14 protein-coding genes and 1 pseudogene are annotated in these 24,399 nt (G+C 65.8%); 6 read left to right on the forward strand and 9 right to left on the reverse strand.

The genetic code is table 11. The annotated features are described in order from the left end of the window. Positions 1-8: 8 nt before the first annotated feature. From kdpB to EAO27_RS15050, 7 genes are all read right to left on the reverse strand, one after another. On the reverse strand, positions 9-2,045 hold the full coding sequence (gene kdpB / locus EAO27_RS15020) for a potassium-transporting ATPase subunit KdpB (RefSeq protein WP_242771140.1): 2,037 nt from the start codon (positions 2,043-2,045) through the stop codon (positions 9-11). A gap of 12 nt (positions 2,046-2,057) precedes the next feature. Beyond that, the gene (gene kdpA / locus EAO27_RS15025; RefSeq protein ID WP_242771142.1) at positions 2,058-3,761 is read right to left on the reverse strand and encodes a potassium-transporting ATPase subunit KdpA; all 1,704 of its coding nucleotides are present in this window, start codon (positions 3,759-3,761) and stop codon (positions 2,058-2,060) included. A gap of 13 nt (positions 3,762-3,774) precedes the next feature. Then, positions 3,775-3,864, reverse strand: coding sequence for a K(+)-transporting ATPase subunit F (gene kdpF, locus EAO27_RS15030; protein WP_242771145.1), 90 nt, complete (start codon positions 3,862-3,864; stop codon positions 3,775-3,777). A gap of 253 nt (positions 3,865-4,117) precedes the next feature. Beyond that, entirely contained in the window at positions 4,118-4,834 is a 717-nt protein-coding gene (locus tag EAO27_RS15035; protein WP_242780607.1) for an RES family NAD+ phosphorylase, read from the reverse strand. After that, a complete protein-coding gene (locus EAO27_RS15040; RefSeq protein WP_242771149.1) occupies positions 4,831-5,244 on the reverse strand; it encodes an MbcA/ParS/Xre antitoxin family protein in 414 nt (137 codons plus the stop codon). The genes EAO27_RS15035 and EAO27_RS15040 overlap by 4 nt, the downstream gene beginning before the upstream one ends. A gap of 51 nt (positions 5,245-5,295) precedes the next feature. Further along, positions 5,296-5,775, reverse strand: a complete 480-nt coding sequence (locus tag EAO27_RS15045; protein ID WP_242771152.1) for an MgtC/SapB family protein — start codon at positions 5,773-5,775, stop codon at positions 5,296-5,298. Between the two features lie 326 nt (positions 5,776-6,101). Then, positions 6,102-12,062 (reverse strand): autotransporter domain-containing protein, encoded by a 5,961-nt coding sequence (locus EAO27_RS15050; RefSeq protein WP_242771155.1) that lies wholly within the window; start codon positions 12,060-12,062, stop codon positions 6,102-6,104. A 405-nt stretch (positions 12,063-12,467) separates the two neighbouring features. Between EAO27_RS15050 and EAO27_RS15055 the strand changes: the two genes are divergently transcribed. Next, positions 12,468-14,684: a sensor histidine kinase gene (locus EAO27_RS15055; protein WP_242771157.1), complete on the forward strand. Its 2,217-nt coding sequence runs from the start codon at positions 12,468-12,470 to the stop codon at positions 14,682-14,684. Here the strand turns inward: EAO27_RS15055 and EAO27_RS15060 are convergent. Continuing rightward, positions 14,670-15,287: a response regulator transcription factor gene (locus EAO27_RS15060; RefSeq protein WP_242771159.1), complete on the reverse strand. Its 618-nt coding sequence runs from the start codon at positions 15,285-15,287 to the stop codon at positions 14,670-14,672. The two genes, EAO27_RS15055 and EAO27_RS15060, sit on opposite strands and share 15 nt — an antisense overlap. A 262-nt stretch (positions 15,288-15,549) precedes the next feature. Here EAO27_RS15060 and EAO27_RS15065 point away from each other — a divergent pair, with 262 nt between their 5' ends. The 5 genes from EAO27_RS15065 to EAO27_RS15085 all read left to right on the forward strand — a co-directional run bounded on the left by EAO27_RS15065 (position 15,550) and on the right by EAO27_RS15085 (position 23,495). Further along, positions 15,550-17,799 carry a TonB-dependent receptor gene (locus tag EAO27_RS15065; RefSeq protein ID WP_242771161.1) on the forward strand — a complete coding sequence of 750 codons (2,250 nt, stop codon included), beginning with the start codon at positions 15,550-15,552 and terminating at the stop codon, positions 17,797-17,799. Further along, positions 17,799-19,175, forward strand: coding sequence for a sulfatase (locus tag EAO27_RS15070; RefSeq protein ID WP_242771163.1), 1,377 nt, complete (start codon positions 17,799-17,801; stop codon positions 19,173-19,175). The genes EAO27_RS15065 and EAO27_RS15070 overlap by 1 nt, the downstream gene beginning before the upstream one ends. 13 nt (positions 19,176-19,188) lie before the next feature. Continuing rightward, positions 19,189-19,941 carry a TetR/AcrR family transcriptional regulator gene (locus EAO27_RS15075; protein ID WP_242771165.1) on the forward strand — a complete coding sequence of 251 codons (753 nt, stop codon included), beginning with the start codon at positions 19,189-19,191 and terminating at the stop codon, positions 19,939-19,941. A 78-nt stretch (positions 19,942-20,019) separates the two neighbouring features. Continuing rightward, entirely contained in the window at positions 20,020-21,420 is a 1,401-nt protein-coding gene (locus EAO27_RS15080; protein ID WP_242771167.1) for a glycoside-pentoside-hexuronide (GPH):cation symporter, read from the forward strand. After that, on the forward strand, positions 21,417-23,495 hold the full coding sequence (locus EAO27_RS15085) for a glycoside hydrolase family 3 C-terminal domain-containing protein (protein ID WP_242771170.1): 2,079 nt from the start codon (positions 21,417-21,419) through the stop codon (positions 23,493-23,495). The genes EAO27_RS15080 and EAO27_RS15085 overlap by 4 nt, the downstream gene beginning before the upstream one ends. A 16-nt stretch (positions 23,496-23,511) precedes the next feature. On the opposite strand, the pseudogene EAO27_RS15090 reads toward EAO27_RS15085, so the two are convergent. Beyond that, positions 23,512-24,272 (reverse strand): annotated as a pseudogene (locus EAO27_RS15090) (IS5 family transposase). Positions 24,273-24,399: the final 127 nt, after the last annotated feature.

Below are 24,399 nucleotides of genomic sequence, written 5' to 3' on the forward strand. Positions count from 1 at the left end.
TCGTTTCCTCAGACAAGACCGAGGCCGCCGACGGCCAGGTCGATGAGCTTGATGCCGATAAAGGGCGCGACGAGGCCGCCGAGGCCGTAGACTGCGAGGTTGCGCGCGAGCAGCGGCCCCGCGCCCATCGGGCGGTAGGCGACGCCGCGCAGCGCCAGCGGCACGAGCAGCGGGATGATCAGCGCGTTGAAGATGATCGCCGACAGGATCGCGCTTTCGGGGCTGGACAGCCCCATCACGTTGAGCACGCCGAGCCCCGGATAGAGGATGACGAACATCGCCGGGATGATCGCGAAATATTTGGCGACGTCGTTGGCGACCGAAAAGGTCGTGAGCGCGCCGCGCGTCATCAGGAGCTGCTTGCCGAGCCCGACGACCTCGATCAGCTTCGTCGGGTCGCTGTCGAGATCGACCATATTACCCGCTTCGCGCGCCGCCTGCGTGCCGGTGTTCATCGCGACGCCGACGTCGGCCTGCGCCAATGCGGGCGCATCGTTGGTGCCGTCGCCGCACATCGCGACGAGGCGCCCGCCCGCCTGTTCGGCGCGGATCAGCGCGAGCTTGTCCTCGGGGGTCGCCTGCGCGAGGAAATCGTCGACCCCGGCCTCGGCGGCGATCGCCGCGGCGGTGAGCGGATTGTCGCCGGTGATCATCACGGTGCGGATGCCCATCGCGCGCAGCTCGCCGAAGCGTTCGCGGATGCCCGCCTTGACGATATCCTTCAAAAAGATCGCGCCGAGGAGCCGCCCGTCCTTCGCCACCGCGAGCGGCGTGCCGCCGGCGCGCGCGATCTCGTCGGTGATGCGGCGAAGCTCGGTTGCGGCGGCGGTCGCCCCGGCGTCGGGATTGGCCTTCAGGACCGAATCCACCGCGCCCTTCCCGATGACCACGTCGCCGATCCGGACGCCCGAAAGACGCGTCTGCGCGGTGAAGGCGATGATCTCCGCCCCCTCGGGCAACGTCGTCGCGGTCTGGCCGAATTTTTCGCGCGCGAGCGCCACGATCGAACGCCCCTCGGGGGTTTCGTCGGCGAGGCTGGCGAGCAGCGCCGCTTCGGCAAGGTCAGCGATCGAGGCGCCCCCGACCGGGCGGAATTCGGTCGCCTGGCGGTCGCCGACGGTGATCGTGCCGGTCTTGTCGAGCAGCAGCACGTCGACGTCGCCCGCCGCCTCGACCGCGCGCCCCGATTTCGCCAGCACGTTGAAGCGCACGAGCCGGTCCATGCCCGCAATGCCGATCGCCGACAGCAGCGCCGCGATCGTCGTCGGGATCAGCGTGATCAGCAGCGCCGCGAGGATCGCGACGGGGATGCTGCCCCCGGCATAGCTGGCGAAGGCGGGGATCGTACCGACCGCGATCAGGAAGATGATTGTCAGCCCCACGAGCAGCAGCGTCAGCGCGATCTCGTTCGGGGTCTTCTGGCGCTCGGCGCCCTCGACGAGCGCGATCATGCGGTCGAGGAAACCCTGCCCCGGCCCCACCGTCACGCGAACGCGAATCTGGTCGGAGATGACGCGCGTTCCCGCGGTGACCGCGCTGCGGTCGCCGCCCGCCTCGCGGATCACCGGCGCGCTTTCGCCGGTGATCGCCGCCTCGTTGACCGACGCGACCCCGGCGACGACCTCGCCGTCCGACGGGATGAGATCGCCGGTCTCGACGAGCACGATATCGCCAACCCGGAGCGCGCTGGCGGGCACCGTTTCGTGCACCCGCCCTTCGCCCTTCAACCGCTTGGCGGTGAGTTCGGCCTTGGCCGCGCGCAGCGACGCCGCCTGCGCTTTGCCGCGCCCCTCGGCGAGCGCTTCGGCGAAAGTGCCGAAAAGCACGGTCAGCCACAACCAGAGGACAAGCTGGAGCTTGAAACCCGCGGCGAGCCCGTCCTGTCCGACGACGAGCAGGATGGTGAGCAGCAGCGCGACGACCGCGGTGGTGAACATCACCGGGTTGCGGATCAATTGCCGGGGGTCGAGCTTGCGAAAAGCGTCGCCGATCGCCGGCACGATCAGGTCGGCGGTGAACATCGATTTTTGCACGGATCGGGTCATGGGGAGGGATCCTTAGAAAAGCTGGCCGCCGATCATCGCGAGATGATCGGCGACGGGCCCGAGCGCGAGGCTGGGCAGGAAGGTCAGGCCGCCGACGATCAGCACGATCCCGACGAGCAGGCCCGTCCACAGCGGTCCCGTGGTCGGGAAACTGCCCGCCGTTTCGGGCGTGTGCTTCTTTGCCGCCAGACCGCCCGCGATCGCCAGCATCGGTATAATGATGAAGAAACGGCCGATCCACATCGCGATCCCGAGCAGCCCGTTGTAGAAGGGCGTGTTGGCACTCAGCCCCGCGAACGCCGACCCGTTGTTCGCGGTCGCGCTGGTGAAGGCATAGAGGATCTCCGAAAAGCCGTGCGGTCCCGGATTGAGCGGCCCCGCGAGCCCCGCTCCGGTGACCGACGCGATCGCGGTGAAACCGAGGATGGTGAGCGGGAGCACCGCGATCGCGAGCACCGCGAGCTTGACCTCGCGCGCCTCGATCTTCTTGCCGACATATTCGGGGGTTCGCCCGACCATCAGCCCCGCGACGAACACCGCGAGGATCGCGAAGAGCAGGAAGCCGTAGATTCCCGCCCCGACGCCGCCGATCACGACTTCGCCAAGCTGCATGTTGAACAGCGGGATCATCCCGCCCAATGCGGTGAAGCAGTCGTGCATCGCATTGACCGCGCCGCACGATGCCGCGGTGGTGACCACCGCGAACAGCGCCGAGGCGGCGATGCCGAAGCGCACCTCCTTGCCCTCCATATTGCCGCCGTGCGCGCCGAGCTGGTGCAGGATCGGGTTACCCGCGGCTTCCTGCCAATAGGTGATCGCGACGCTGGCGAGGAACAGCAGCATCATCGCCGACAGGATCGCCCAGCCCTGACGCGTATCGCCCACCGCCTTGCCGAAGCAATAGGTGAGCCCGGTGCCGATCACGAAGATCGACAGCATCTGGACGAGATTGGTGAGCGCGGTCGGATTTTCGAACGGATGCGCCGAATTGGCGTTGAAGAAGCCGCCACCGTTGGTGCCGAGCAGCTTGATCGCTTCCTGGCTCGCGACGGGGCCGAGCGCGAGCACCTGCTTCGCGCCCTCGATCGTCGTCACATCGACCGAAGCCGCGAGCGTCTGCGGTACCCCGCTCGCGATATAGAAGAGGGCGATGACGATGCAGAGCGGCAGCAGCAGATAGAGCGTCACCCGCGTCATATCGGCCCAGAAATTGCCGATCGCCTTGCTCTCGCGCCGTGCGAAACCGCGAAACAGCGCGAAGGCGAGCGCGATGCCGGTCGCCGCCGACAGGAAATTGTGGATGGTGAGGCCGAGCATCTGCGACAGGTTCGACATCGTCGATTCGCCGCCATAGCTTTGCCAGTTGGTGTTCGCGGTGAAGCTGATCGCGGTGTTGAAGGCGAGATGCGCGCTGGTGCCGTCATAGCCGAGTGGATTGAGCGGCAGCCCGCCCTGCAGGCGCAGCACCGCATAGGTGAAGAGCAGCAGCACCGTGTTGAAAATCAGCATGTGGACCGCGTAGCGGCGCCACCCCTGCTCTTCGGCGGGGTCGATCCCCGAGAGGCGGTAAAAGCCCGCCTCGACCGGGCCGAGCAGGCGGTGCAGCGGCGTTCGGCGCCCTTCATAGAGCGCGAAGAGCCATTGGCCCATAGGCCGCGCCAGCACCAGCAGGATGCCGACGAAGGCGACGATGAGAAACCATCCCTGGACGGTCATGATCCGCCTCCCCCTAGAAGCGTTCGGGCCGCGCGAGCACGGCGACAAGATAGGCGAGAAGGCCGAGCGCGGTGATCGCGGCGAGCCAAAGGTCGGGAGTCATCGGCACCCCTCACGCGTCGTCGCAGAGGCGGGCATAGCCGAGGCTTGCCGCCAAAAGCGCGAGGATGATGCCGATCCAGAGAAGGTCCTGCATGCGGTTGCTCCGGCAAGACGTCGCCACGGGAAGCGTGCGCGATTCGCCTGCGGAGCGTCAGATAGGAGAGGCCGGCGTTTTAATTCGAGAGCCGGAAAAGTCGGGCCGCATAGTATTTGCGTATGATTTTACGCTGCGCCGCGTCGCAGACGCCGCCGTATCATTGCTCGACGAGCCGGAACACCGCGCCTGTTCCCGCGTCGCGAACCAGGTCGACGCGGCCGCCGTCCCAATGATAGTCGAGGGGGCGCCCCTGCAGCGGAGCCGACGCGCCGTCGGGGTAAAAGAGCGCGACGCACTCGCCGCCGCGATGACGGACACTGGGATAGACCAGTCCGTCGGCGCCCGCAGCGCGAAGCCCGGCAGCGAGGCGCTGGCCCGCGGCATAATCGTCAGGGGCGAGTGCTTCCCCGCCATCGCCCTCGCCGCGTAAATCGTGCAGGCCGGCCGCGACGGTCAGCACGATCTCGCGGAACTGCGAGGTCCAGCCGGGCGCCTCGGCGGTTCGCGCCATGAAGCGCGCATGGTGGTGGATGGTTTCGAACAAGGCGGTTTCATAAGCCCGGGCGACATAGAGCACGCCATGGCTGCCGTCCGAAAAGCGACTTTTCCGGTCGGAGCTGACATGGGTGAAGGGCGCCATCAGGAAGGACGCTCCCGGCCCGCCGACACGCCGGTCGGGCGGCACGCGGTCGAGATTGCCCACCGTCGCCATGATGCGCGGGTTGCTCTTCTGCTCCGCCGACAGCAGCAGCGCCCAGTCGGCCGGATCGGCGATATCCTCGAACAGGTCGATCGGCGGGAACAGGCTGCGGATGATCCGCACCGCCCCCGGCCATTGGATCTGCGCGACCGGAAGCGCCGCAGTGCCGGTCACCATCCGCCGCGTTCGGCGTCGAGATAGCGCCGCACGCGCATGATGTCGGTGAGTTCGCCGCCAAGCATCACATCGAGCGCGCTCGCCCCGGCAAAGGCCACGTTGGACGCGCCGATCCAGTCATAGCCGCGCTGCGGTTCGTGAAAGATGATGCGCAGCGCCTTGTGGATGCCCATCAGGTTCGACAGCCGCGCCCGGCCGTCGCGCGACAGGCGGCCCGGGCCTTCGGCCTTCCAGCGGCGATAGCTGCGCAGCGGCATGTCGAGCAGGGTCGCACCCTGTTCGTCGGTCAGGCGCCATTTTCCGAACAGCGTCATGGCGGCACGGAACATCGCCGCCCCCTCCTCCTGCGTGACGGGATCGGGCCGAAAGGGCGGCACCGCGGTATCGACGGGCTGCAAGGCCAGCATGGATCATCTCCTTATGGCACTATATAAGATATACGATGCCAAATGGCAATATCACGGCATATCGTCGGCGTCGGCGCGCCGACGCTCCCAACGTGCCTCGATCCAGCCGAGCAGGCTGAGCATCACGACGCTGATGACGCTGCAGATCAGCACCAGCGGCCATTGCCCCGCCCCGCACGCGATACCGATCACCGCCGCCAGCCACAGATGCGCGGCGGTGGTGAGGTTTCGCACCTCGCCCTTGCTGAACACGATCAGTCCGGCGCCGATGATGCCGATGAACGCGCCCGTCGCCTCGAAGATGCGCAAGGGATCGGCGCGCTCGCCGCCGATCTGGGCGTGGAGCACGATGATCGAGACGGTCATTGCCGCGGCCGAAAAGCAGATCAGCCCGTGGGTGCGAAACCCCGCCTCATGCCCGCGAATCTCGCGGTCGAGCCCCAGCAACAGCCCCAGCAGGGCCGCAATGCCGAGCCGCGCGAGCAGATCGAGGTCGATCCAGTGGACGAGTATCGGCGCGTTGAGTTCCATCGCCTGTGATAGCGTCGCGGCGCACGAAGAGTTCCCGCGACCAGTCCTTGTCCGTGCTTTTGTCGGGGTCGCACCGCGCGTCCGCTTCCTCGCGCAGCCGGTTTTCGCGGTTCGCCAGTTCCTCGAAACGGCACAGCGGCGCCGGTGGCGGTGGCGCGGGCGGCGGCGGAGGGTTTTTCTTCGTCGGGGCCATCATATGGGACACGCCGCACAAAGCATCGGGTTCCCCCGATCGCCGTCGCCACCCCGCAGAAATGACGAGGCCGACGCGACTGGGTGTCGCGCCGGCCTCCAACCGCCCCGATCGATACGGACCGGGTCGCAGATCAGAAAGCGATCCGGGCGGTTATCCGGGCACCGTGGCTGGTCCGGTCGGACGCGAGCGTGCCGGTATAGGCGGCACCGATCCGGAAATTGCCGGTGCTGTAGTCGAAACCCGCCTCGACCTCGGCCGAATCCTTGGGGATCGCCACGCCGAGGATGGTGAAACCGGGGCCGCCCGCCGCGAAGCGAGCATCAAACGCCGCCGCACGGTCGTCGAATGTCCGGTTCCAGGCGGCCGACAGATAAGGCTGGAAACCGCCCTCACCGGCATTGAAGCGGACCCGCGCACCGAGGCTGAGGAAGGTCGCCTTCTGCTCCGCCTTGCTTACGACCAGCGCGGCGTTGCCGCCGGTCTCGGTCACGCCGTCGGCATCGGTGCTGACGTGCGCAAGACGGATGAAGGGCGTCACCGCAGCCTTGCCCATCCGGGCGTCGTAGCCGAGTTCACCGAAGACCTGCAGCGTGTCGGCATCGCGCTGCGAGACCAGGGTCTGCGCGAGCGGTGCCGCGCCCACCGCGCGGCTGCTGTCGATGTCGTGCCAGGCATAGCTCACGCCGAAAGCGGCGCGGATGCCCTCGCCCGTGCCGTAGGTCGCGTGCGCGGCGAGATATTTGCTCTCGACATCGGCACGGTCGCTGCGCCCCTCCTGGTTGAAGTCCGACGAACCGATGCCCGCCGACAGCGCCGCGGCGAAGCCCTGGCCGCCGTAACCGATGCCGGCGACGAAGCCCTTGTGATCGGTGTCCATCGCGAAGCGCCCGCCGGCGGCATCGAAATCGCCCCAGCCGCCGAAGGCCGAACCCCAGACAAAGGCGCCGCTTTCTTCAGGTCCCTTGAGGTCGAGCAGGGCGTTCCGCAGATGCCGGCTGTCGTCGGTGAGGCCGCTGACGCTGCTGGCGAGGATTTCACCCGACAGGTCGCCGAAGGTCGCCTGCGCGGTCGTCGCATTCTGGACCAGCACCGTCTCGAACAACGGATTGTCGATTCCCAGCGCCTGCACCGCATGGGCGACCCCGACCTGGTTGGCGTTCGCCGCGACGTCGGCGAAGTCGATGTCATTGCGGTAGAGCGACAGCGTCACGGCGTTCGAGCCGTAGCGCAGGAAGGGGTTGAGGAAGGCGAGATCGCTGGTCACCGAACCGAAGCGCCCGGTGACGCCGGTCGCGCCGGTCAGGATGACATAGTCGGTGCGTGGACGATAATTGCCGTTCTCCGCGAGCACTTCGACCTTTGCGGTGCCGGCGATCGTCACCGCACCCGTCGCATCGACACGGTCGCCTTGCCCGGCGGCATTGACCTCGACCTGGTAGACCGAACCCGCGGCGAGCGCGAGATCGCCGTTGACGGTGAGGCGGCCGATCGAATTGCCGGGCGCCAGCGTCCCGCCGCCGTTGACATTGGTGTCGCCGACGCTGCCGTTGCCGCCAAGCGTGCCGCCCGTGTTGACGGTGACGCCGGAGGTGATGCTGCCGTTGATCGCGAGCGTCCCTCCGTTGACGTTCGTCGGGCCGGTGTAGCTGTTCGTACCGGTCAGGTTGAGGATGCCGTCGCCGTCCTTGGTCAGGCTGCCGTTGCCGGCGATGTCGCCGGCGAAGCTGGTGTTTTCATCCTGATCGATGGTCAGTTCGCTGTCGTCGATGATCACCGTCGCTCCGCCGCCGCCCGACAGGCCGCCGATCGTTTGGTTGGTGCCACTGATGTCGAGCGAGCCGCCGCCGAGGTTGAAGTCGGTTCCGGGATCGATCACCCCCCCGATCCGCACCGATCCCGCGAGGATGCTGGTGAGTCCGGTGAAGCCGTAGTCGCCGAGGAAGGACAGGACGCTGTTGCCATCCTTCACCAGCGTCCCGGTGCCCGAGAAGGCGCCGAGGAAGTCGTAATCGTCCGAGCGGTTGAAGACGAAGGTGCCGTCGTTGACGATATTACCCGCGAAATTGCCTTCGGTCCCGCCGGCCCCGAGCTGGAAGACGCCGTCCCCCTCGGTCCTGACATCGCCGAGCAGGGTTCCGGTCAGGATCAGCCCGCCGTTCGAGACGGTGGTGCCGCCCGTGTGGGTGAGCGTATCGGTGTCGACGGTGAACACCGCCTCGCCGATCAGTTGGAGGACGCCGGTGCCGGTGACCGACAGCGCGTCGAGTTCCGACAACTGGTCGTCACCGCTGAAGTTCAGCACGAGGCGCCCGTTGGTCGTGACCGCGGAGGTCAGGATCGGCGAACTCAGCCCATCGTCGCCAAGATCGACTTCATTGACCTGGAGCGCGGCGCCTTCGGCGATCGTCACCGCGTCGAACGTGCCAACCATGCCCGAAGTCGACCAATAGCCCGCCGCCACGTCGAGCGTCTCGAAATTGGCCGTCGCGCCGATCTGCTGCGCCGCAGTGAGTTCGAGGATATCGCCGTCGAGCGTCAGCCCGTCGGTGCCCGCGCCCGCATCGACGACGCCGTCGATGCTGCTGCCGGTGCGCAGGATGACGCTGTCGTCGAAGCTGCCGAGCTGCACCGCGACGCCGCTTCCCCCGGCGATCGCGCCGGCATTGTCGAGCGTAACGGGGCCGCTGTCGTCGCCCCACACGCCGCGGCCGCCGCCGGTGATCGTGCCGCTGTTGGTCAGTGTCGCGTGGCCGAAATTGCCCAGGATAACGCCGTCGGTGGCGCCGCTGATCGTGCCGCTGTTGACGATCTCCGCGGTGTCGAGCGCGCCCGCGGTCGCGACACCGAAGGTGCCGCTACCGGTGATCGTGCCGCTGTTGGTGATCGATCCGGTCTGCGCGATGTCGGCCGATACCGCCACCCCTTCGACCACCGCACCCGAGGTCGCGCCGGTGATCGTGCCGCTGTTGGCGATCGTGGCATTGTCGGTGACCAGAACGACCGCGCCATAACCGTTGGTCCCGGCGATCGTGCCGCTGTTGGTGAGCAGGCCGCTGTGGCCGCTTTCCTGCACCAGCCCCGTGCCGCGCTGGATGAGCACGCCGCCCGGGCCATCGCCGGTGATCGTGCCCGCATTGTCGATCGTGCCGCCGCCCGAGAGGATGATCCCGAAGCGCTCGCCGCTGATGTCGCCGCTTTCGCTGTTGGTGACGACGCCGGCGTAATTTTCGAGCACCTGCTGATCGAAGGGGTAGATCGACACGCCGTCGGCCAGCGCGCTGCCCTCGCCGCGGATCGTGCCGCTGTTCGTCACGCTGCCGCCGCCGATCAGCCGCACGCCGTCGTTCGCCTCGCCGCGGATCGTGCCGCTGTTGACCACGGTGGTGCCTGCCGCAAGGAAGACCAGCTGGCCGATATCCTCGTCGAACAGATAGGCGGTGGTGATGCCCGCGCCGGCGCCCGAGATGGTGCCGCTGTTGGTAACGCTCGAATCGGCGGTCCCGATCGTGATCCCCGCGTCGGGCGGCGCGGCGAAGCCGTCGTAGGTGCCCTCGCCACGGATCGTGCCGGCATTGTTGACGACCAGCGTGCCCCCCGCCGATCCGTAAATGCCCGACGTCGCGCCGGTGATGACACCGCCCGCAGCGTTGGTGATCGTCAGATCGGCGAGCGATCCGTGCAGGACGCCGACCGATTGTTCGCTGGTGATCGAGCCGCTGTTGTCGAGGATCGCGGTCGACATGTCGCTACCGAAACCGACGCCATAGCCGTTGTTGCCCGAACCGAGCGCCTGCCGCGGTCCGGTCCCGGTGATCGTGCCGCTGTTGACGACGCGGCCGACGAGGCCGCTGCGATCCTCCCCGGGATCGCTGTTGATCGCGGTTCCCTGGACGAACACACCGCCGACGACGCCGGTGATGCTGCCCGCATTGGTGACGTCGCCGCCGCCCGACAGGATGACGCCGAAGCGCGCGCCGGCAATCGTGCCGTCCGCTTCGTTGCTCACCGCGGCGCTATAGTCCTCGTTGGCCTGATTGGTGTAGGCGAACATCGACACACCATCGGCGAAGTCCTCGACCCGGCCTTCGATCGTGCCGCTGTTGGTGACGCTGCCGCCGCCGATCAACCGCACCCCGTCGTCATTGTCACCGATGATCGTGCCGCTGTTGACGACCGTCGTGCCGGTCGCGAGGCCTTCGAGCTGGCCGGTGGCGGGGTTGAAATAATTGGCGGTCGTTATGCCGAAGCGATTGCCCGAGATCGTGCCGCTGTTGGTGATCGTGTTGACGCTACCCGAAATGGTGACGCCGGCATCGGGCGGCGCATCGAAACCGAGATTACCGCCGTCGCCGCGGATGGTGCCCGCGTTGGTCAGGGTGAGGCCGCCCTGTTCGACATGAACACCCGACTGCGCGCCGGTGATCACGCCGTCGGCGTCATTGTCGATGATTGCAACACCGTCGCGCAAATTGGTCGCATAGACGCCATCGCCGCCATGCCCCTCGATCGTCCCGCTGTTGCCCAGCGTTGCCGTCGCAAGCCCGTCGAAGGCCACGCCCATTCCCGCATGACCGGTAATCGTACCGCTGTTGGTCAGCGTCCCGGTGATATCGTCGGCCGCGAGACCGTTCTGGATCACCACCCCGCCGGCATTGCCGCCGATCGTCCCGGCATTGTCGAGCGTGCCGCCCGACGAGATGATGACGCCGAAACGGTTGCCGTCGATCGAACCGTCCGCCGTATTGGCGACGGTCGCCGAATAGGTTTCGAGATCCTGCGTGACGAGGCTGAAAATCGACACGCCGTCGGCCTGGACATTCTGTTGCCCGCTGATCATGCCGCTGTTGGTGACGCTGCCGCCGCCCTGCAGGCGGATGCCGTCGTTGTTCAGTCCGATGATCGCGCCCGAATTGGTCACCGTCGTGTTGACCGAACGATCGTCGAAGACGCCGGGACCGACCTGGAACGGATTGGTGGTGATACCGAACGTACCGCCCTGAATCGTCCCGCTGTTGTCGATCACCGCGTTGGCGGTGGTGATGTTGATGCCGGCTTGCGCGTTGCTGCGGATCAGGCCCGCATTGTCGACCGTGAGCGTGCCGGCATTCGAAACGATCGCGGGGCCGTTCGCAACGATCTGGCCGTCGGCGTCGTTGTTGACGATCAGCGCGCCGCTGTTGAGACCGAAAACGGCCGCCTGATTGGCGGTGATCAGGCCCGTGTTGTTGATCGTCGCGCTTTCCAGCGTACCGCCCGCGAGCAGGCCGAGGAAGCCGGAGATGGTCCCGCTGTTGTTGACCGTCGCGCTGCGTCCTTCCTGGCTGGCGTTGGCGCCGACGATCAAACCGAAGGGGCTGACATTGGGCGTCGCCGGATTGGGGGCGCCGGTACTGCGGATGATGCCCGCATTGTCGATCGTGCCGCCACCCTGCAGCAGCGCGCCGAACAGCTGCCCCTCGATCAGGCCGGTTTCGCTGTTGGTCAGCGAACCGATGCCGGTCACCCCTTCGGCAACGGCTTCGGGGAATTCGGCGATGACGACGCCATTGCCCTGCGCGCCGTTGCCTATGGTGCCGTTGAGACCCTGGATCGTGCCGCTATTGACGACGTCGCCGCCGCCGATCAGCGCAACCCCGCTCCCCGCTTCGCCACGGATCAGCCCGCTATTGGTCACCGTCGTATCGGTCGCCAGCGCCTGCGCCGGCAGGCTTTCGCCTTCCGCATCCTCGCCGAAGAAATAGGAGGTCGTCACGCCGTTGGCAGTACCGCTGATCGTGCCGCTGTTGGTCACGCTCGATCCCGGCTGGGCGATCACGACACCGCCGCTCGGCCGGCTGTCGATGCTGCCATAAACCGGTCCATTGCCGCGGATCGTGCCGGCATTGTCGACCACGACGGCACCATTGTCGGCATAGACGCCGATATCGTCGCCCTCGACCTCTTCCCCCGCGCCGACGACAACTTCCAGCGTGTCGGGCTGGTCATTGTGAACGCCGAACGCGTCCTGCGCATGCGCCGCCGGCAGCTGAAGGATCGACAGGCCCGCAATGGCGCTGGTCGCCATCAGGCGCGATCTGGAAATTTTCGACATGTTCACACTCCCCGACAAGTCACGAACACAAGCATGGTCGTCGGCGAAGGACGCCGCGCGCACTCCACCTCCGTTGCTTGCCATTTTCTGCGACCCATCCGCCGAATGGAGGCCCCCCGCCTTCGGCTGTATTTCGGATCGATTAGGAACCGCGGACACGCCGCGTCTACCCAATGTTCCTTGGGGTGGTGCGCCGCGGCCGGGTCGTGCATCAGGCTCCATCCCGGTGCGCCCGCGCGATCGCGCGCCGCCGGGATGCGGCGGCGGCGACGGGGGGCAACCGCCGCCGCCACGCGGGACGGGGTCGCCAAAACCCCCGATCAAAGTGAAATTGACTTTAACCGACCGGCACGCGACAGATTTGGCCGCATGCCGACGAGACACTGGATCTCCCTCATCGCCTTCATGATGCTGGCCTGGCTGTCGCCCAGCGGGGCCGCAGCCCGGGTCCTGCCGACGATCGAGCTCCACGCCGGCGAGGATGCCCCGGCGCTCGCGCGCTTCGTGCGCTACAAGACGGGCACTGCCTATCCGGCGACGATCGACATGGCGAGCGTACTGGCCGAACCGCTCCAGCGCGTCACCGGGCCGACAATCCATTTCGGGCCGCCCGGCCGCAAGACGATGGTAATGATCAAGGTCCGCAATGCCGGTGACAATCAGGGAAGCTGGATTTTCACGACCGGACGCGGTTCGCTCAGCTATTTCCGCCTCTACGAAATGTCGGGCAACCAGCCGCACCTGCTCGTCGACGGCACCGATCCGGCGATCGCGAGCGAAAATCTGCGGACCTATCAGGCCTTCAGCACCGAATTCGTGCTCGACCCCGGGCAGGAAAAATTGCTGCTGATCGACTTCCTGTCGGAAAATTCGACTTATCTTCCGCTCAAGATCAACAGCTACGGCAGCTTCTTCAAGGAACGACGATCGAACATCGCAATGGTCTCGGGCGTCGTATTCGGGGTCGTCGTGCTGATCCTGCTGAACTTCCTGTTCTTTTCGATCACGGGGCATCGCGAATTCATCTGGCTCGCCGTCGCGCAGGGTTTCTTCGCGCTCAACACGGTGCATTCGGAAGGCTATATCACCATCTTCTTTCTCGCCGACCGTCCGCTGGCCGGGGTCGCGATCGAGGATGTCTTCAAATGCGGCTTCGCCGCCGCCATGGCCCAGTTCGGGCGCAGCTTCATTAACACGCCCGCGCATTTCCCGCGCCGCGACGTCGCGCTGCGCGTCCTGATCGGTGCCGCGCTGCTGATCATGGTGTTGCAGCCCGGGCTGGCGCTCTATCCGCCCGGGTTTCGTCAGGCACTGCACATTGGCGGTTGGTTGGTTGCGGTCGCGGTCGCACTGTTCCTGCCCTTTGTCGGCTTTGCCGCGATGCAGCAACTCGGCCGCCAGCTCTGGCCGCTGTTCGTTGGCTGGGGGAGCCTTGCGGTCTTCATCATCTACGCCGCGATCGCTTCGATGGGCTTCTTCGCCTGGCTACCGATCAACTGGCACCTTGCGGGTCCCGTCGGGCTGTTCGAATCGATCATGGTCACGCTGGCGCTCGGGCTGAACCTGAGGAAGATCCAGAACGACAAGCTGGTCGCTGACCATAAATATGCGCGCTCGCTGGCCGAACGGCTCGAGATGAGCGAGCACGCGGCGCGGCTCGCCCAGGAAAAGGCGTTCGCACTCGAAACGGTGAACAGCCAGAATGCGCTGCTCCACGCGTCGGGTCACGACAGCAAGCAGGTGATCCTCGCGCTGAACACCGCGGTAGAGGTGCTCCGCCGCGGCGATACCGATGGCGTCCACGACGAACTCACCGGTATGCTCCAGAGTTCGGCGACCTATTTGAGCGAAATCGTTTCGACGACCATGTCGGGCGCCAATATCGTCGGCAGCGACATACGCTTCCTCGCGTTGAGCGCCTTCGAGGCGCGGGCACTGCTCGAACCGCTGCAGATGATGTTCAAGGCGCCCTTCGCCGACAAGAAACTGCGCCTCGAAACGCGGGTCGAGGGCGATGTCACCCTGATCTCCGACAAACCCCTCCTGATGCGCGCGCTCGCCAATCTGCTGAGCAATGCGTATAAATTTACAGACAAGGGTGGCGCCAAGGTCATGCTCCAGCGCCGCGACGGGAATGCGATCATAACGATCGCGGACAGCGGCCGGGGCCTGTCCGCCGAACTGGTCGCGGCGCTCAACGGCGACACCGCGACGCGGTTGCGCGGCGACGAAAGCATCGAGGGGTCGGGATCGGGATTCCGGTCGGCCAAACGGCTGGTCGAAATATTGTCGGGAACACTCCGAATCATCGCCTCCTCATCCGAGGGCACGACGCTCCGGATCACCCTGCCCTGCGCGTTCGACCATGTGACGCCATGCGCGACCGACGAATTGCAGGCCGGAATCGGCACGCGGCGACTTCTCGATTTCGACCAGCGCGCGGCTTTCGATGCGGCGCTGGCCGAGAGCGGATCGATGCGGGACCGGCTCGTAGCACTAACCTATGACGACACCACGGTGACACGTGGCCGGCTCAGCGACATCGTCGGCCTGATGATCGTCAAGCCGCCCTGCCGCGAAATGGGTCGCCATCCGGCGCTGGGAGCGTCAGAGCAGCTTTAGTTCCTGCGCCCGCTCGACGATCTTGCGGTTGTTCGGCACGTCGAGCTTGCGGCGCAGTTCGGCGATGTGGAACGACACGGTCGGCTGGGCAATCGCCAGCCGGTACGCGATTTCCTTGTTGCTCTCGCCCTGCGCCAGATAGTGGAGGATCGCCATCTGGCGCGACGACAGCGCAACGGGCGGCTGGTGAAACTTGCCGAGCGCCTCGCGCATATGGTCGGACACGAAAATGTCGCCCGCCAGCGCCGCATCGCAGGCGGCAACGATCTGTTCGGGAGGATCGGATTTGCTGACCACCGCGCGCGCACCAAGCTTAAGCGCATAGTCGATCTCCGCCAGCAGCGTTTCGCCGGTCAGCACGATCACCGTCATGTCGCGCGATCCGACGATCTCGGCGAGCACGTTGATGCCGCGGACGTCGGGCAGGTTGAGGTCGAGAATGACGAGGTCGACCGGCTGTGACTGGACGAAGGCATTGACCGTCGCCCCGCGATCGAGCGCCCCGATCACCTGATAGCGATCGTGCGACGCAAACAGCAGCTTCAGTCCGCTCTGCGTGATGCCATGATCGTCGACGATCAGGATATTATGCTTGGCAGTCATCGCGATTTCGCTTCCGTGGCCGATTGCGCGGGCATGCCCCACGGTCGCCCGTTTCAGCAACTTGAATAATGTTGGGGCGCAGGAAACCGCGCCGGTCGAAGCTTTCCTCCGGCGGCCGACGCATCTTTTGCCGATCGCCCGCCGCGCCGCGCGACGACCAACGCGCCCGCTCGAATCCCCGCCGTCCGCCCCGCGGACTCCGTCTTGACAAGGCGATGGCAAAATTACTATCCATATGGATAAATATTGGGGAGGATGGACAATGAAGCGTGCAATCACGGCGTTGATGGGGTCGACGTTGATCGTGAGCGGTGCCTATGCACAGGAAGGCGCTCCGACGCCCGATGCAAACGCCGCCGACAATGCGAACGAGATCGTCGTGACCGCGCAAAAGCGCGAGCAGTCGTTGCAGGATGTTCCGCTATCGGTTGCGGTTCTGGGCGGCGAACAGCTCGGCAACCGCAACATCACCGAAATTTCCCAGCTGCAGACGGCGACCCCGAACTTCTCGTTCCAGGGCAGCAACAACCCGCGCGGTGCCGGCATTTCGATCCGCGGAATCGGTACCAACAATTTCTCGTCGGCGATCGAGGGATCGGTCGGCATCGTCGTCGATGGCGTCCCGATCGGGCGTCAGGGTGCCGGTCTCACCGATTTTTTCGACGTCCAGCGCGTCGAGATATTGCGCGGACCGCAGGGCACGCTGTTCGGCAAGAATGCCTCGGCGGGCGTGCTCAACATCGTCACCAACGACCCCGGCTACGATTGGGGCGGACGCGTGCAGGCGACCTATGGCGAGTTTGACGAAATCGTCCTGCGCGGCACGGTCACCGGCGGGCTGACCGACAATCTGGCATTCCGCGCCTCGGGCTATCTCACCAAGCGCGACGGCTATATCAGGAATCGCTTCGACGGCAGCCGCCTCAACGAGCGCGACGAATGGGGCGCACGTGCCAAATTGCTGTGGGAGCCCGCCGACAATATCCGCGTGCTGGTCGCCGGTGACTATTCGTCGCGCGATGCCGCCTGCTGCATGTGGACGATTCGCAGCTTCGGGACCAACGCGAACGTCCAGTCGCTTGTCACCGCCGCCGGCATCGTTCCCGGACCCAAGAACCGCGACGTGACGCTCGATGGCCGGACCTTCGTCCGGCAGGAAACCTATGGCGGATCGGTCCAGGTCGACATCGAGGGCGCGAGCGGAATTACCCTCACTTCGATCTCGGCGATGCGCTGGTGGGATACCACCGACAACAACGATTCCGACCAGCGCCCGACCGCGGTGCTCAGCATCAATGCCGGGGTCAGCAACCAGCGCCAGTTCACCCAGGAATTGCGTCTCTCGTCGCCGTCGAAGCAGACGTTCGAATGGGTCGGCGGGCTATTCCTGTTCAACCAGAGTTTCGACCTCACCAACAGCCAGCAAGGGACGTTCGGGCTCGCCCCGCTCGGCACCAAGCTTTCGCGCGCGATCGCGGTCGAAAATGAAACGCAGAATTTCGCCGCCTTCGCCGACGCCACCTATCATTTCGGCGACCACTTCAACCTCTTCGGCGGGCTGCGCTACACCGTCGAGCGGCTGAATACGACTTTCAGCCGCTACGGTCTGCCCGGTACGACTCCCATCGTCGCCCCCACCACGCAACGCGGCAAGCGCGTCGACGGGGCATGGACGTGGCGCCTCGGCGCGCAGTTCGTCCCGTCGGACGCCGTCACTTTCTATGGCAGCGTCGCGCGCGGCTTCAAGGGCGGCGGCTTCAACCCGCTGCTCGATTCGGCCGTGCTGCGCACCGTCGAACCCGAAATTCCGACCGCCTATGAACTGGGCGCCAAGACGCAGCTGTTCGACCGCCGGGTGCGGCTCAACGTCGCGCTGTTCCAGACCGATTTCGATGATTTCCAGGCGCAGGCGATCGGCACTTCGGCCACCGGCACGCTGGTGTTCGATGTGGTCAACGCGGGTTCGCTGCGCACCCGCGGGGTGGAAGCCGACGTCAGCATCGACCTTGGCGCGGGGTTCAGTCTCGACGGCGGTGCGGCATACACCAAGGCAAGATATACCGACTTCAAGGGCGCGCCGTGCTTCTACGGACAGACGGTGGCGCAGGGGTGCATCACCGCCGGCGGGCAGAAAAGCCAGAACCTGACCGGCAAGCCGCTCGCCCAGGCGCCGAAATTTACCGGCAACGCCACGCTGCGCTACGAAACCGAGGTGTCGGCGTCGGGCAACCGCATCTTCGGGCAGCTCTCCTATGCCCATCGCGGTAGCACCTTCACCGCGCTCGACCTCGATCCGAAGTCGGTGCAAAAGGCCTATGGCCTGCTCGACGCCCAACTCGGCTTCGCGCTGCCGGGCGATCGCATGCGGGCGTGGATCTGGGGCAAGAATTTGACCGACAAGAGCTTCGTCGAACTGATCTACGACACCCCGCTCGACGAAGGCGGCCAGTCGCAATTCTTCCCGTCAACCGCCGCGCGCCAGTTCGGCGCCACCGTGGAGTATCGGTTCTGATGACGACCCTCGATCGCCGGAGCCTGCTCGCCGCCCTCGCGCTGGCGGGCGCCGGCGGTGCCTCGACCCTCGCGCTGGCGAAGTCGAAAAGCCGGGAGGCGCACAAGCGGCCGCCAAACTTCATCGTAGTGCTCGCCGACGACCTCGGCTACGGCGACATCGGCGCGAACGGGTCGCGCGCGATCCGCACTCCGAATATCGATCGCCTCGCCGCCGACGGGCTGCTGATGACCGACGCCTATGCCTCGGCCAACGTCTGCACCCCGTCGCGGGCGGGCCTGCTGACCGGGCGCTACCCGATCCGTACCGGACTGGCCCATCAGGTGATACAGGCCAGCGACACCAACGGGCTGCCACCCGGCGAGATGACGATCCCCGAAATACTCGGCAAGGATTATGCCTCGGCGCTGATCGGAAAATGGCACCTTGGCCATGTCCCACCCTACTGGCCGCCGACCGTGCAAGGTTTCGACCTGTTTTTCGGTCTGCCCTACAGCCACGACATGAAGCCGCTTTCGCTCTACACCGCAGGCAAGGGCGTCGAGTTCACGCAGGAGGATGTCGACATGGTGCGGCTGACGCAGCGTTTCTTCGCGCGCGCGTCGGACTTCGTCGAAGCGAACCACAGCCGGCCCTTCTTCCTGATGCTGGCGCTGACCGCACCCCACATCCCGCTGAACCCGACCCCCGACCACGCCGGTCATTCGCCCGCCGGCGCCTATGGCGACGTCGTCGAGGAGGTCGATGCCGAGCTCGGCCGGCTGCGCCAACAACTCGAACGACTCGACCTTGCGAACGACACCTATGTCATCGTCACCTCGGACAATGGCCCGTGGTTCGAGGGATCGAGCGGCGCATTGCGCGACCGCAAGGGCGGCGCCGGCTGGGACGGCGGGTATCGCGTACCCTTCGTCGCCTGGGCCCCCGGCCGTATTCCCGCCGGCAGCCGGAGCGGCGCGCTGACGATGAATTTCGACCTGCTGCCGACCTTTGCCGCCCTGGCCGGAAAGCCGCTGCCCGCCGGGGTCGATATCGACGGCAAGGATATCAGCGCGGTGATGCACAAGGGAGCACCCGGCCCGCACGATGATCTGATCCTGTTCGACAATGAAAAGGTGGCAGGCATCCGCACCGACCGCTGGAAGTTCGTCGCGCGCAGCTATTACCGCGAATATGACCTTCCACTCGCGCGGATCGGTGCCAACCTGCTCTTCGACCTGTCGACCGATCCGGGCGAAAATTACAATGTCGCCTCGCTGCATCCAGATGTGGTCCAGGACATGCGTGCGCGCTTCGATCGCTATCGCGCCCGGTTCGAACCGCTGGGGGTGAAACGCGAACCCGACCGCCTCCCGGGCGGCAAGACGCTGCCCTGATCCTGCCGCCGTATTGGCCGTTGCGAAGACCGGCCGACAACTGATAGTTGCCAAATGCCTCGTCGCCCGTCCGGGGCGCGGGACCGACAGCCGGGGACCGAATAGATTGCAACCGAAGCGGGAGCCGAAGAGGCGCGTCCAGGATCGCGGTGTCGCAACGCGCCAGCGCATCGTCGAAGAGGCGCTGCTGCTGTTCGCCCGCCATGGCTTCGACGGCGTCGGGGTGCGCGAAATCGCCGAGACGGTCGGTGTCCAGCACGGGCTGATCAAATATCATTTCGGCACCAAGGACGAATTGTGGCGCGAGGCGGTTCGCCTGCTGTTCGCGCGCATGTCCGAGATCCTGCGCCCGCCGCCCGAAGAGGCCGACATGCCGTCCGGCCAGGCGTTCGAGCGCTCTCTGCGGCGCTATATCCGCTATTGCGCCGAACATCCCGAACACGCGCGGTTGATGGTGCAGGAATCCTTCCGCGACAATGACCGGCTCGAATGGGCCGCCAAGCAGTTCATCCGGCCGAGCCACGATCGCATCCTGCCCCGCTGGGACGAACTGATGCAAAGCGGCCAAATGCCGCGGGTCGACCCGGTGCTGATGATCTATGCGCTGACCGGTGCCGCCCAATCGATCTTCAACCTCGCCGCCGAGGCCAAGCACACGCACGGGATCGATGCGCTGTCGGATGAAACGATCGAGGCCTATTCCGACGGTATCGTAGCGCTTTTCCTGCCCGGCGTATCGCGACTGGAAGGCAAGTCCAGCAAATAACTATCCATCTGGATAAAAATAGCAGACAAAGGAATTGCGTTGCGATAGACCCGTGCCGTCGATGGGGAGGGAGCAACGATGACCAGCAGCAATCGCGTCACGGCAGCGCACACCGATCTGGCGACCGGTCAGGTCGTCGCCTATGGATCGGGCGACCTCGCCTTCAACCTCTATTTCACCTTCTGTTCGCTCTTCCTCCTCTATTTTTACACCGACGTGCTGGGGCTTTCGGCGTCGCTGGCCGGGCTCATCATCATGATCGCGCTGGTATGGGAGGGGATTACGGACCCCGCGATGGGGGTGATCGCCAGCCGGACGCGCAGCCGCTTCGGCAGCTACCGTCCCTATCTTCTCTATGGCGCCCCGCTCCTCGCGCTGAGCTTTGTCGCGATGTTCATGCCGCTCGGCCTGTCGGGGACCGCGCTCGCAGCCTTCTGCCTTGTCACACACATCCTGTTCCGCACCGCCTATACCGTCGTCAACATCCCCTTCGTCGCGCTCTCGGCGCGGATGAGCGGCGATTCGCTGACCCGCTCGCGCCTCGCCGGCGCACGCATGCTGTTCGCGATCCTCACCGGATTGCTGCTCGCCGCGGCGACGCTGCCGCTCGTCGGCCGCTTCGGCGGCGGGCGCGAGGGCTTTCTGTGGGTCACGATCCTCTATGCCGGCATCGCGACGCTGGTCTTGCTCAACTGCTTCGCGCGGACACGCGAGGCGATCGGCGAAGCCCCCGACGCGCATCCAGCCTTTGGCGCGATGCTCGCTGCGGTGCGTTCGAACCGCGCCTTCCTGCTCCTGCTCGGCGCAACGCTCGTCGGCTCGATCGGCTATGCGATGGGGGGCAAGGCGCTGCTCTATTACATGAAATATTATGCCGGGTCGGAGGAGACGATCACCGTCGGTCTGACTATTTCGCTGACCGCCGCCGCGCTGTCGATGCTGGCGTGGGTCAAGGTGACACGGCGGACGAGCAAGCGCACGGTATGGCTCAGCGGTATCGCGATCGGTGCCACGGCGAACATCCTGATCTTCGCCCTCGCACCGAAAGCGGGACCCTTGCTCTATGGGCTGCTCGCGCTCAACGGCGTCGGCAGCGCTGCCTTCGTCCTGACCTTCTGGTCGATGCTGCCCGACACGGTCGAGGTCGGCGAATGGCAGACGGGGCTGCGCGCCGAAGGAGCGCTTGTCGGCTTCCTCGCCTTTACGCAAAAGGTCGCGCTGGGGGTCGGCACCGGGCTGATCGGCATCCTGCTCGATGCGATCGGCTATGTTCCCAACGCCGACCAAACCCCCGAAGCGCTGACCAGCATCCGCGCGCTCACCGGACTGGCGCCCGCCCTGCTGGCGATCTGCGCCGGGCTGTTCATCCATTTCTATCCGCTCGACGCACGCACCCATGCGCGTCTCGTCCGTGCGATCGCGTGGCGCAACGCGCGCCGCAATGCCCCATTCCTCCAAACAACGGAAGACGCCCGATGACCGATCCGACGCAGCATGATTTCGCTCCCCGCCGCGGTGCGTCCGACGCGTGGATTTCCGAAACGATCGAAGCGATCATCGCCGAGGCGACGCTCGCCGAAAAGGTCGGCATGCTGTCGGGACGCGGTTTTTTTGCCGATTTCGTTGCCGACGACAAATTGTGGGGCGCACGCCCCTATCGCGCCGGCAGCGGGATCGAACGGCTGGGCGTCCCCCCGCTGTGGTTCTCCGACGGGCCGCGCGGGGTCGCGCGCGGGCAAAGCACCTGCTTTCCATGCACCATGGCGCGCGGCGCGACCTTCGACACCGACCTCGAAATGCGGATCGGCGAGGCGATGGGCAAGGAGATGCGCGCGCAGGATTGCGACCTGTCGGGCGCCGTCTGCATCAACCTTCTCCGCCACCCGGCGTGGGGCCGTGCACAGGAAACCTATGGCGAGGATCCGCATCATCTGGGCGCGATGGGCACCGCGCTCGGGCTCGGCATCCAGACCCAGAATGTGATGGCAACGGTGAAGCATTTCGCGCTCAATTCGATGGAGAATGCCCGCTTCAGGGTCGATGTGCGGATCGACGAACGCGCGCTGCACGAGATCTACCTGCCGCATTTCAAGGCCGCGCTCGACGCCGGCATCGCGACGGTGATGAGTGCATACAATAAACTGGATGGCGAATATTGCGGCCAGCACCACGGCCTGCTTACCGACATATTGCGCACCGAATGGGGCTTTTCCGGCTTCGTCCATTCGGATTGGGTGATGGGATTGTACAAGCCTTATGCCGTGTCCGCCGGGCTCGACATCGAAAATCCCGAGCCGCAGATCCTCGGCGACAAGCTGGTCGCGGCGGTCGAGGCGGGGCATGTCGCGCCGTGGGTGATCGACCGCGCCTGCCGCAACATCTTGCACACCCAATATCGCTTCGCCTGCGCCGAGGATCCGTGCGAGGCCTATCCGGCCGAGCTGGTCGCCGGCCCGGCGCACGTCGCGCTCGCGCGCGAGGCCGCCGAAAAATCGATCGTCCTGCTCGAAAACGACGGCGTCCTGCCGCTCGATCGCGCGAAGATCGGGCGTATCGCGGTGCTCGGCAAATTGGCGGTCCAGGCGAACACCGGCGACAGGGGATCAAGCCGCGTCCGCCCGCCGCATGTCGTGACGACTCTTGCGGCGCTGAGCGAACGCCTGGGTCCCGACGCGATCCTGACCGGCGACGAGGACGATATCGCGGCCGCGGTCGCCGCCGCGCGCGGCGCCGACGTCGCGCTGGTCGTCGCGGGCTACACCGCGCGCGAGGAAGGCGAATATATTCCCGGCGAGCTCACGCTCGGACAGGAAAGCGACGGCACGCGCCGCGCCGCGATCGGCGGCGACCGGCTGTCGCTCGACCTGCCCGCGGCGCAGGTCGCGCTGATCGACGCCGTCGCCGCCACCGGGACCCCGGTGATCGTCGCGATCGTCGCGGGGTCGGCGGTGCTCGTCGAGGGCTGGCGCGGCCGCGCCGCGGCGATCCTGCAAACCTTCTACGCGGGCATGGAGGGCGGCACCGCACTCGCCAACATCCTGTTCGGCGACGCGAACCCGTCGGGCCGACTGCCCTTCACGGTCGCGCGCGATCCCGCCCACTACCCCTTCTTCGACCGCGACGCCGACACGATCCGCTATGACTATTGGCACGGCTACGGCAAATTCGCGCGCGACGGGGTCGAACCGCGCTATCGCTTCGGCCACGGCCTCAGCTACACCCGTTTCGGCCAACGCGCGCTGCACGTGCGTGCAACCGCGACCGCGCTCGAAATCACCACCACCATCAGCAACCTCGGCGACCGCGCCGGCGATGCGAGTCTCCTTTGCTACGTCGGCGGCCCCGGCGGGATCGAGCGCTGGCCGCGCATGCTCAAGGCCTTCACGCGCGTGTCGCTCCAGCCCGGCGAGGCGCGCACGGTGACGCTGACGATCGCCCTCGACGACCTGCGTTACCGCGACACGGCGGCGCACGGCTGGCGATTCGAACCGGGAGACTATCGGATCACGGTGTGCGGCTTCGGCGACATGCTGGAGACGTCGGTACGACTCTAGGGTCAGGACTCATTGATCAGAGCCAGAAGATGAAGGTAGCGGCGAGGGCCACGGCGAAGAAGAAGGCCTTCGGGCAGCGATCATAGCGCGTTGCGACGCGCCGCCAGTCTTTCAGGCGACCGAGCATGATCTCGATACGGTTGCGGCGTTTGTAGCGGCGCTTGTCGTATTTGACGGTCTCGTTCCGTATTTTTCGACCCGAGATGCAGGACGTGATCCCCTTTTCCTGCAAGGCGTCGCGGAACCAGTCGGCGTTATAGCCCCGGTCGGCCAGCATCCATTGCGCCTTGGGATAGGGTATCGAGCAGCGCGGCCGCGCCGGTATAATCACTGACCTGTCCGGCGGTCATAAAGAAGCTGATCGGACGACCATTCGCATCGATCACGGCGTGCAGCTTGGTGCTCATGCCGCCTTTCGTCCGTCCGATCAGGCGTCCCGGGCCTCCTTTTTTCTCCAAGGCTGGCTGCCCTGCGGTGAGCCTTGAGATAGGTCGCGTCGATCATGATCGCCTTGCGATCAGCAGCCCGCGGTGTGGCCAGTCCTTCCATCATGCGGATGAAGATGCCTTTGTCGCTCCACCGCTTCCAGCGATTGTAGAGCGTCTTCGCCGGGACATATTCCCTCGGCGCATCCCGCCACCTCAGCCCATTGCGGTTGACGAAGATGATCCCGCTCAAAACGCGCCGATCGTCAACGCGCTCGCGGCCATGGCTCTCTGGGAAATAGGGCCGAAGACGCGCCATCTGCTCGGCCGTCAGCCAGAACAAATCACTCATCATCCAAGCTCCTCACCGCGAGCCTGAATCACAGCCGTCACATCAAATCAATGGGTCCTGACCCTATGAAATGTTCCTCACCCTTAAGCTAGAAGGCCTGCTCGATCTGGTATAGCTGCTTGCTGAC

The sequence above is a fragment of the Sphingopyxis sp. YF1 genome (assembly GCF_022701295.1).
Classification (GTDB): domain Bacteria; phylum Pseudomonadota; class Alphaproteobacteria; order Sphingomonadales; family Sphingomonadaceae; genus Sphingopyxis.

What these genes read in the sequence shown, in the direction of transcription:
- EAO27_RS15040 (WP_242771149.1), bottom strand. Translation starts at nt 5,244, where the DNA reads ATGCTGGCCTTGCAGCCCGTCGATACCGCGGTGCCGCCCTTTCGGCCC.
- kdpA (WP_242771142.1), bottom strand. Translation starts at nt 3,761, where the DNA reads ATGACCGTCCAGGGATGGTTTCTCATCGTCGCCTTCGTCGGCATCCTG.
- EAO27_RS15050 (WP_242771155.1), bottom strand. Translation starts at nt 12,062, where the DNA reads ATGTCGAAAATTTCCAGATCGCGCCTGATGGCGACCAGCGCCATTGCG.
- EAO27_RS15060 (WP_242771159.1), bottom strand. Translation starts at nt 15,287, where the DNA reads ATGACTGCCAAGCATAATATCCTGATCGTCGACGATCATGGCATCACG.
- EAO27_RS15055 (WP_242771157.1), top strand. Translation starts at nt 12,468, where the DNA reads ATGATGCTGGCCTGGCTGTCGCCCAGCGGGGCCGCAGCCCGGGTCCTG.
- kdpB (WP_242771140.1), bottom strand. Translation starts at nt 2,045, where the DNA reads ATGACCCGATCCGTGCAAAAATCGATGTTCACCGCCGACCTGATCGTG.
- EAO27_RS15080 (WP_242771167.1), top strand. Translation starts at nt 20,020, where the DNA reads ATGACCAGCAGCAATCGCGTCACGGCAGCGCACACCGATCTGGCGACC.
- EAO27_RS15085 (WP_242771170.1), top strand. Translation starts at nt 21,417, where the DNA reads ATGACCGATCCGACGCAGCATGATTTCGCTCCCCGCCGCGGTGCGTCC.
- EAO27_RS15070 (WP_242771163.1), top strand. Translation starts at nt 17,799, where the DNA reads ATGACGACCCTCGATCGCCGGAGCCTGCTCGCCGCCCTCGCGCTGGCG.
- kdpF (WP_242771145.1), bottom strand. Translation starts at nt 3,864, where the DNA reads ATGACTCCCGACCTTTGGCTCGCCGCGATCACCGCGCTCGGCCTTCTC.
- EAO27_RS15065 (WP_242771161.1), top strand. Translation starts at nt 15,550, where the DNA reads ATGAAGCGTGCAATCACGGCGTTGATGGGGTCGACGTTGATCGTGAGC.
- EAO27_RS15045 (WP_242771152.1), bottom strand. Translation starts at nt 5,775, where the DNA reads ATGGAACTCAACGCGCCGATACTCGTCCACTGGATCGACCTCGATCTG.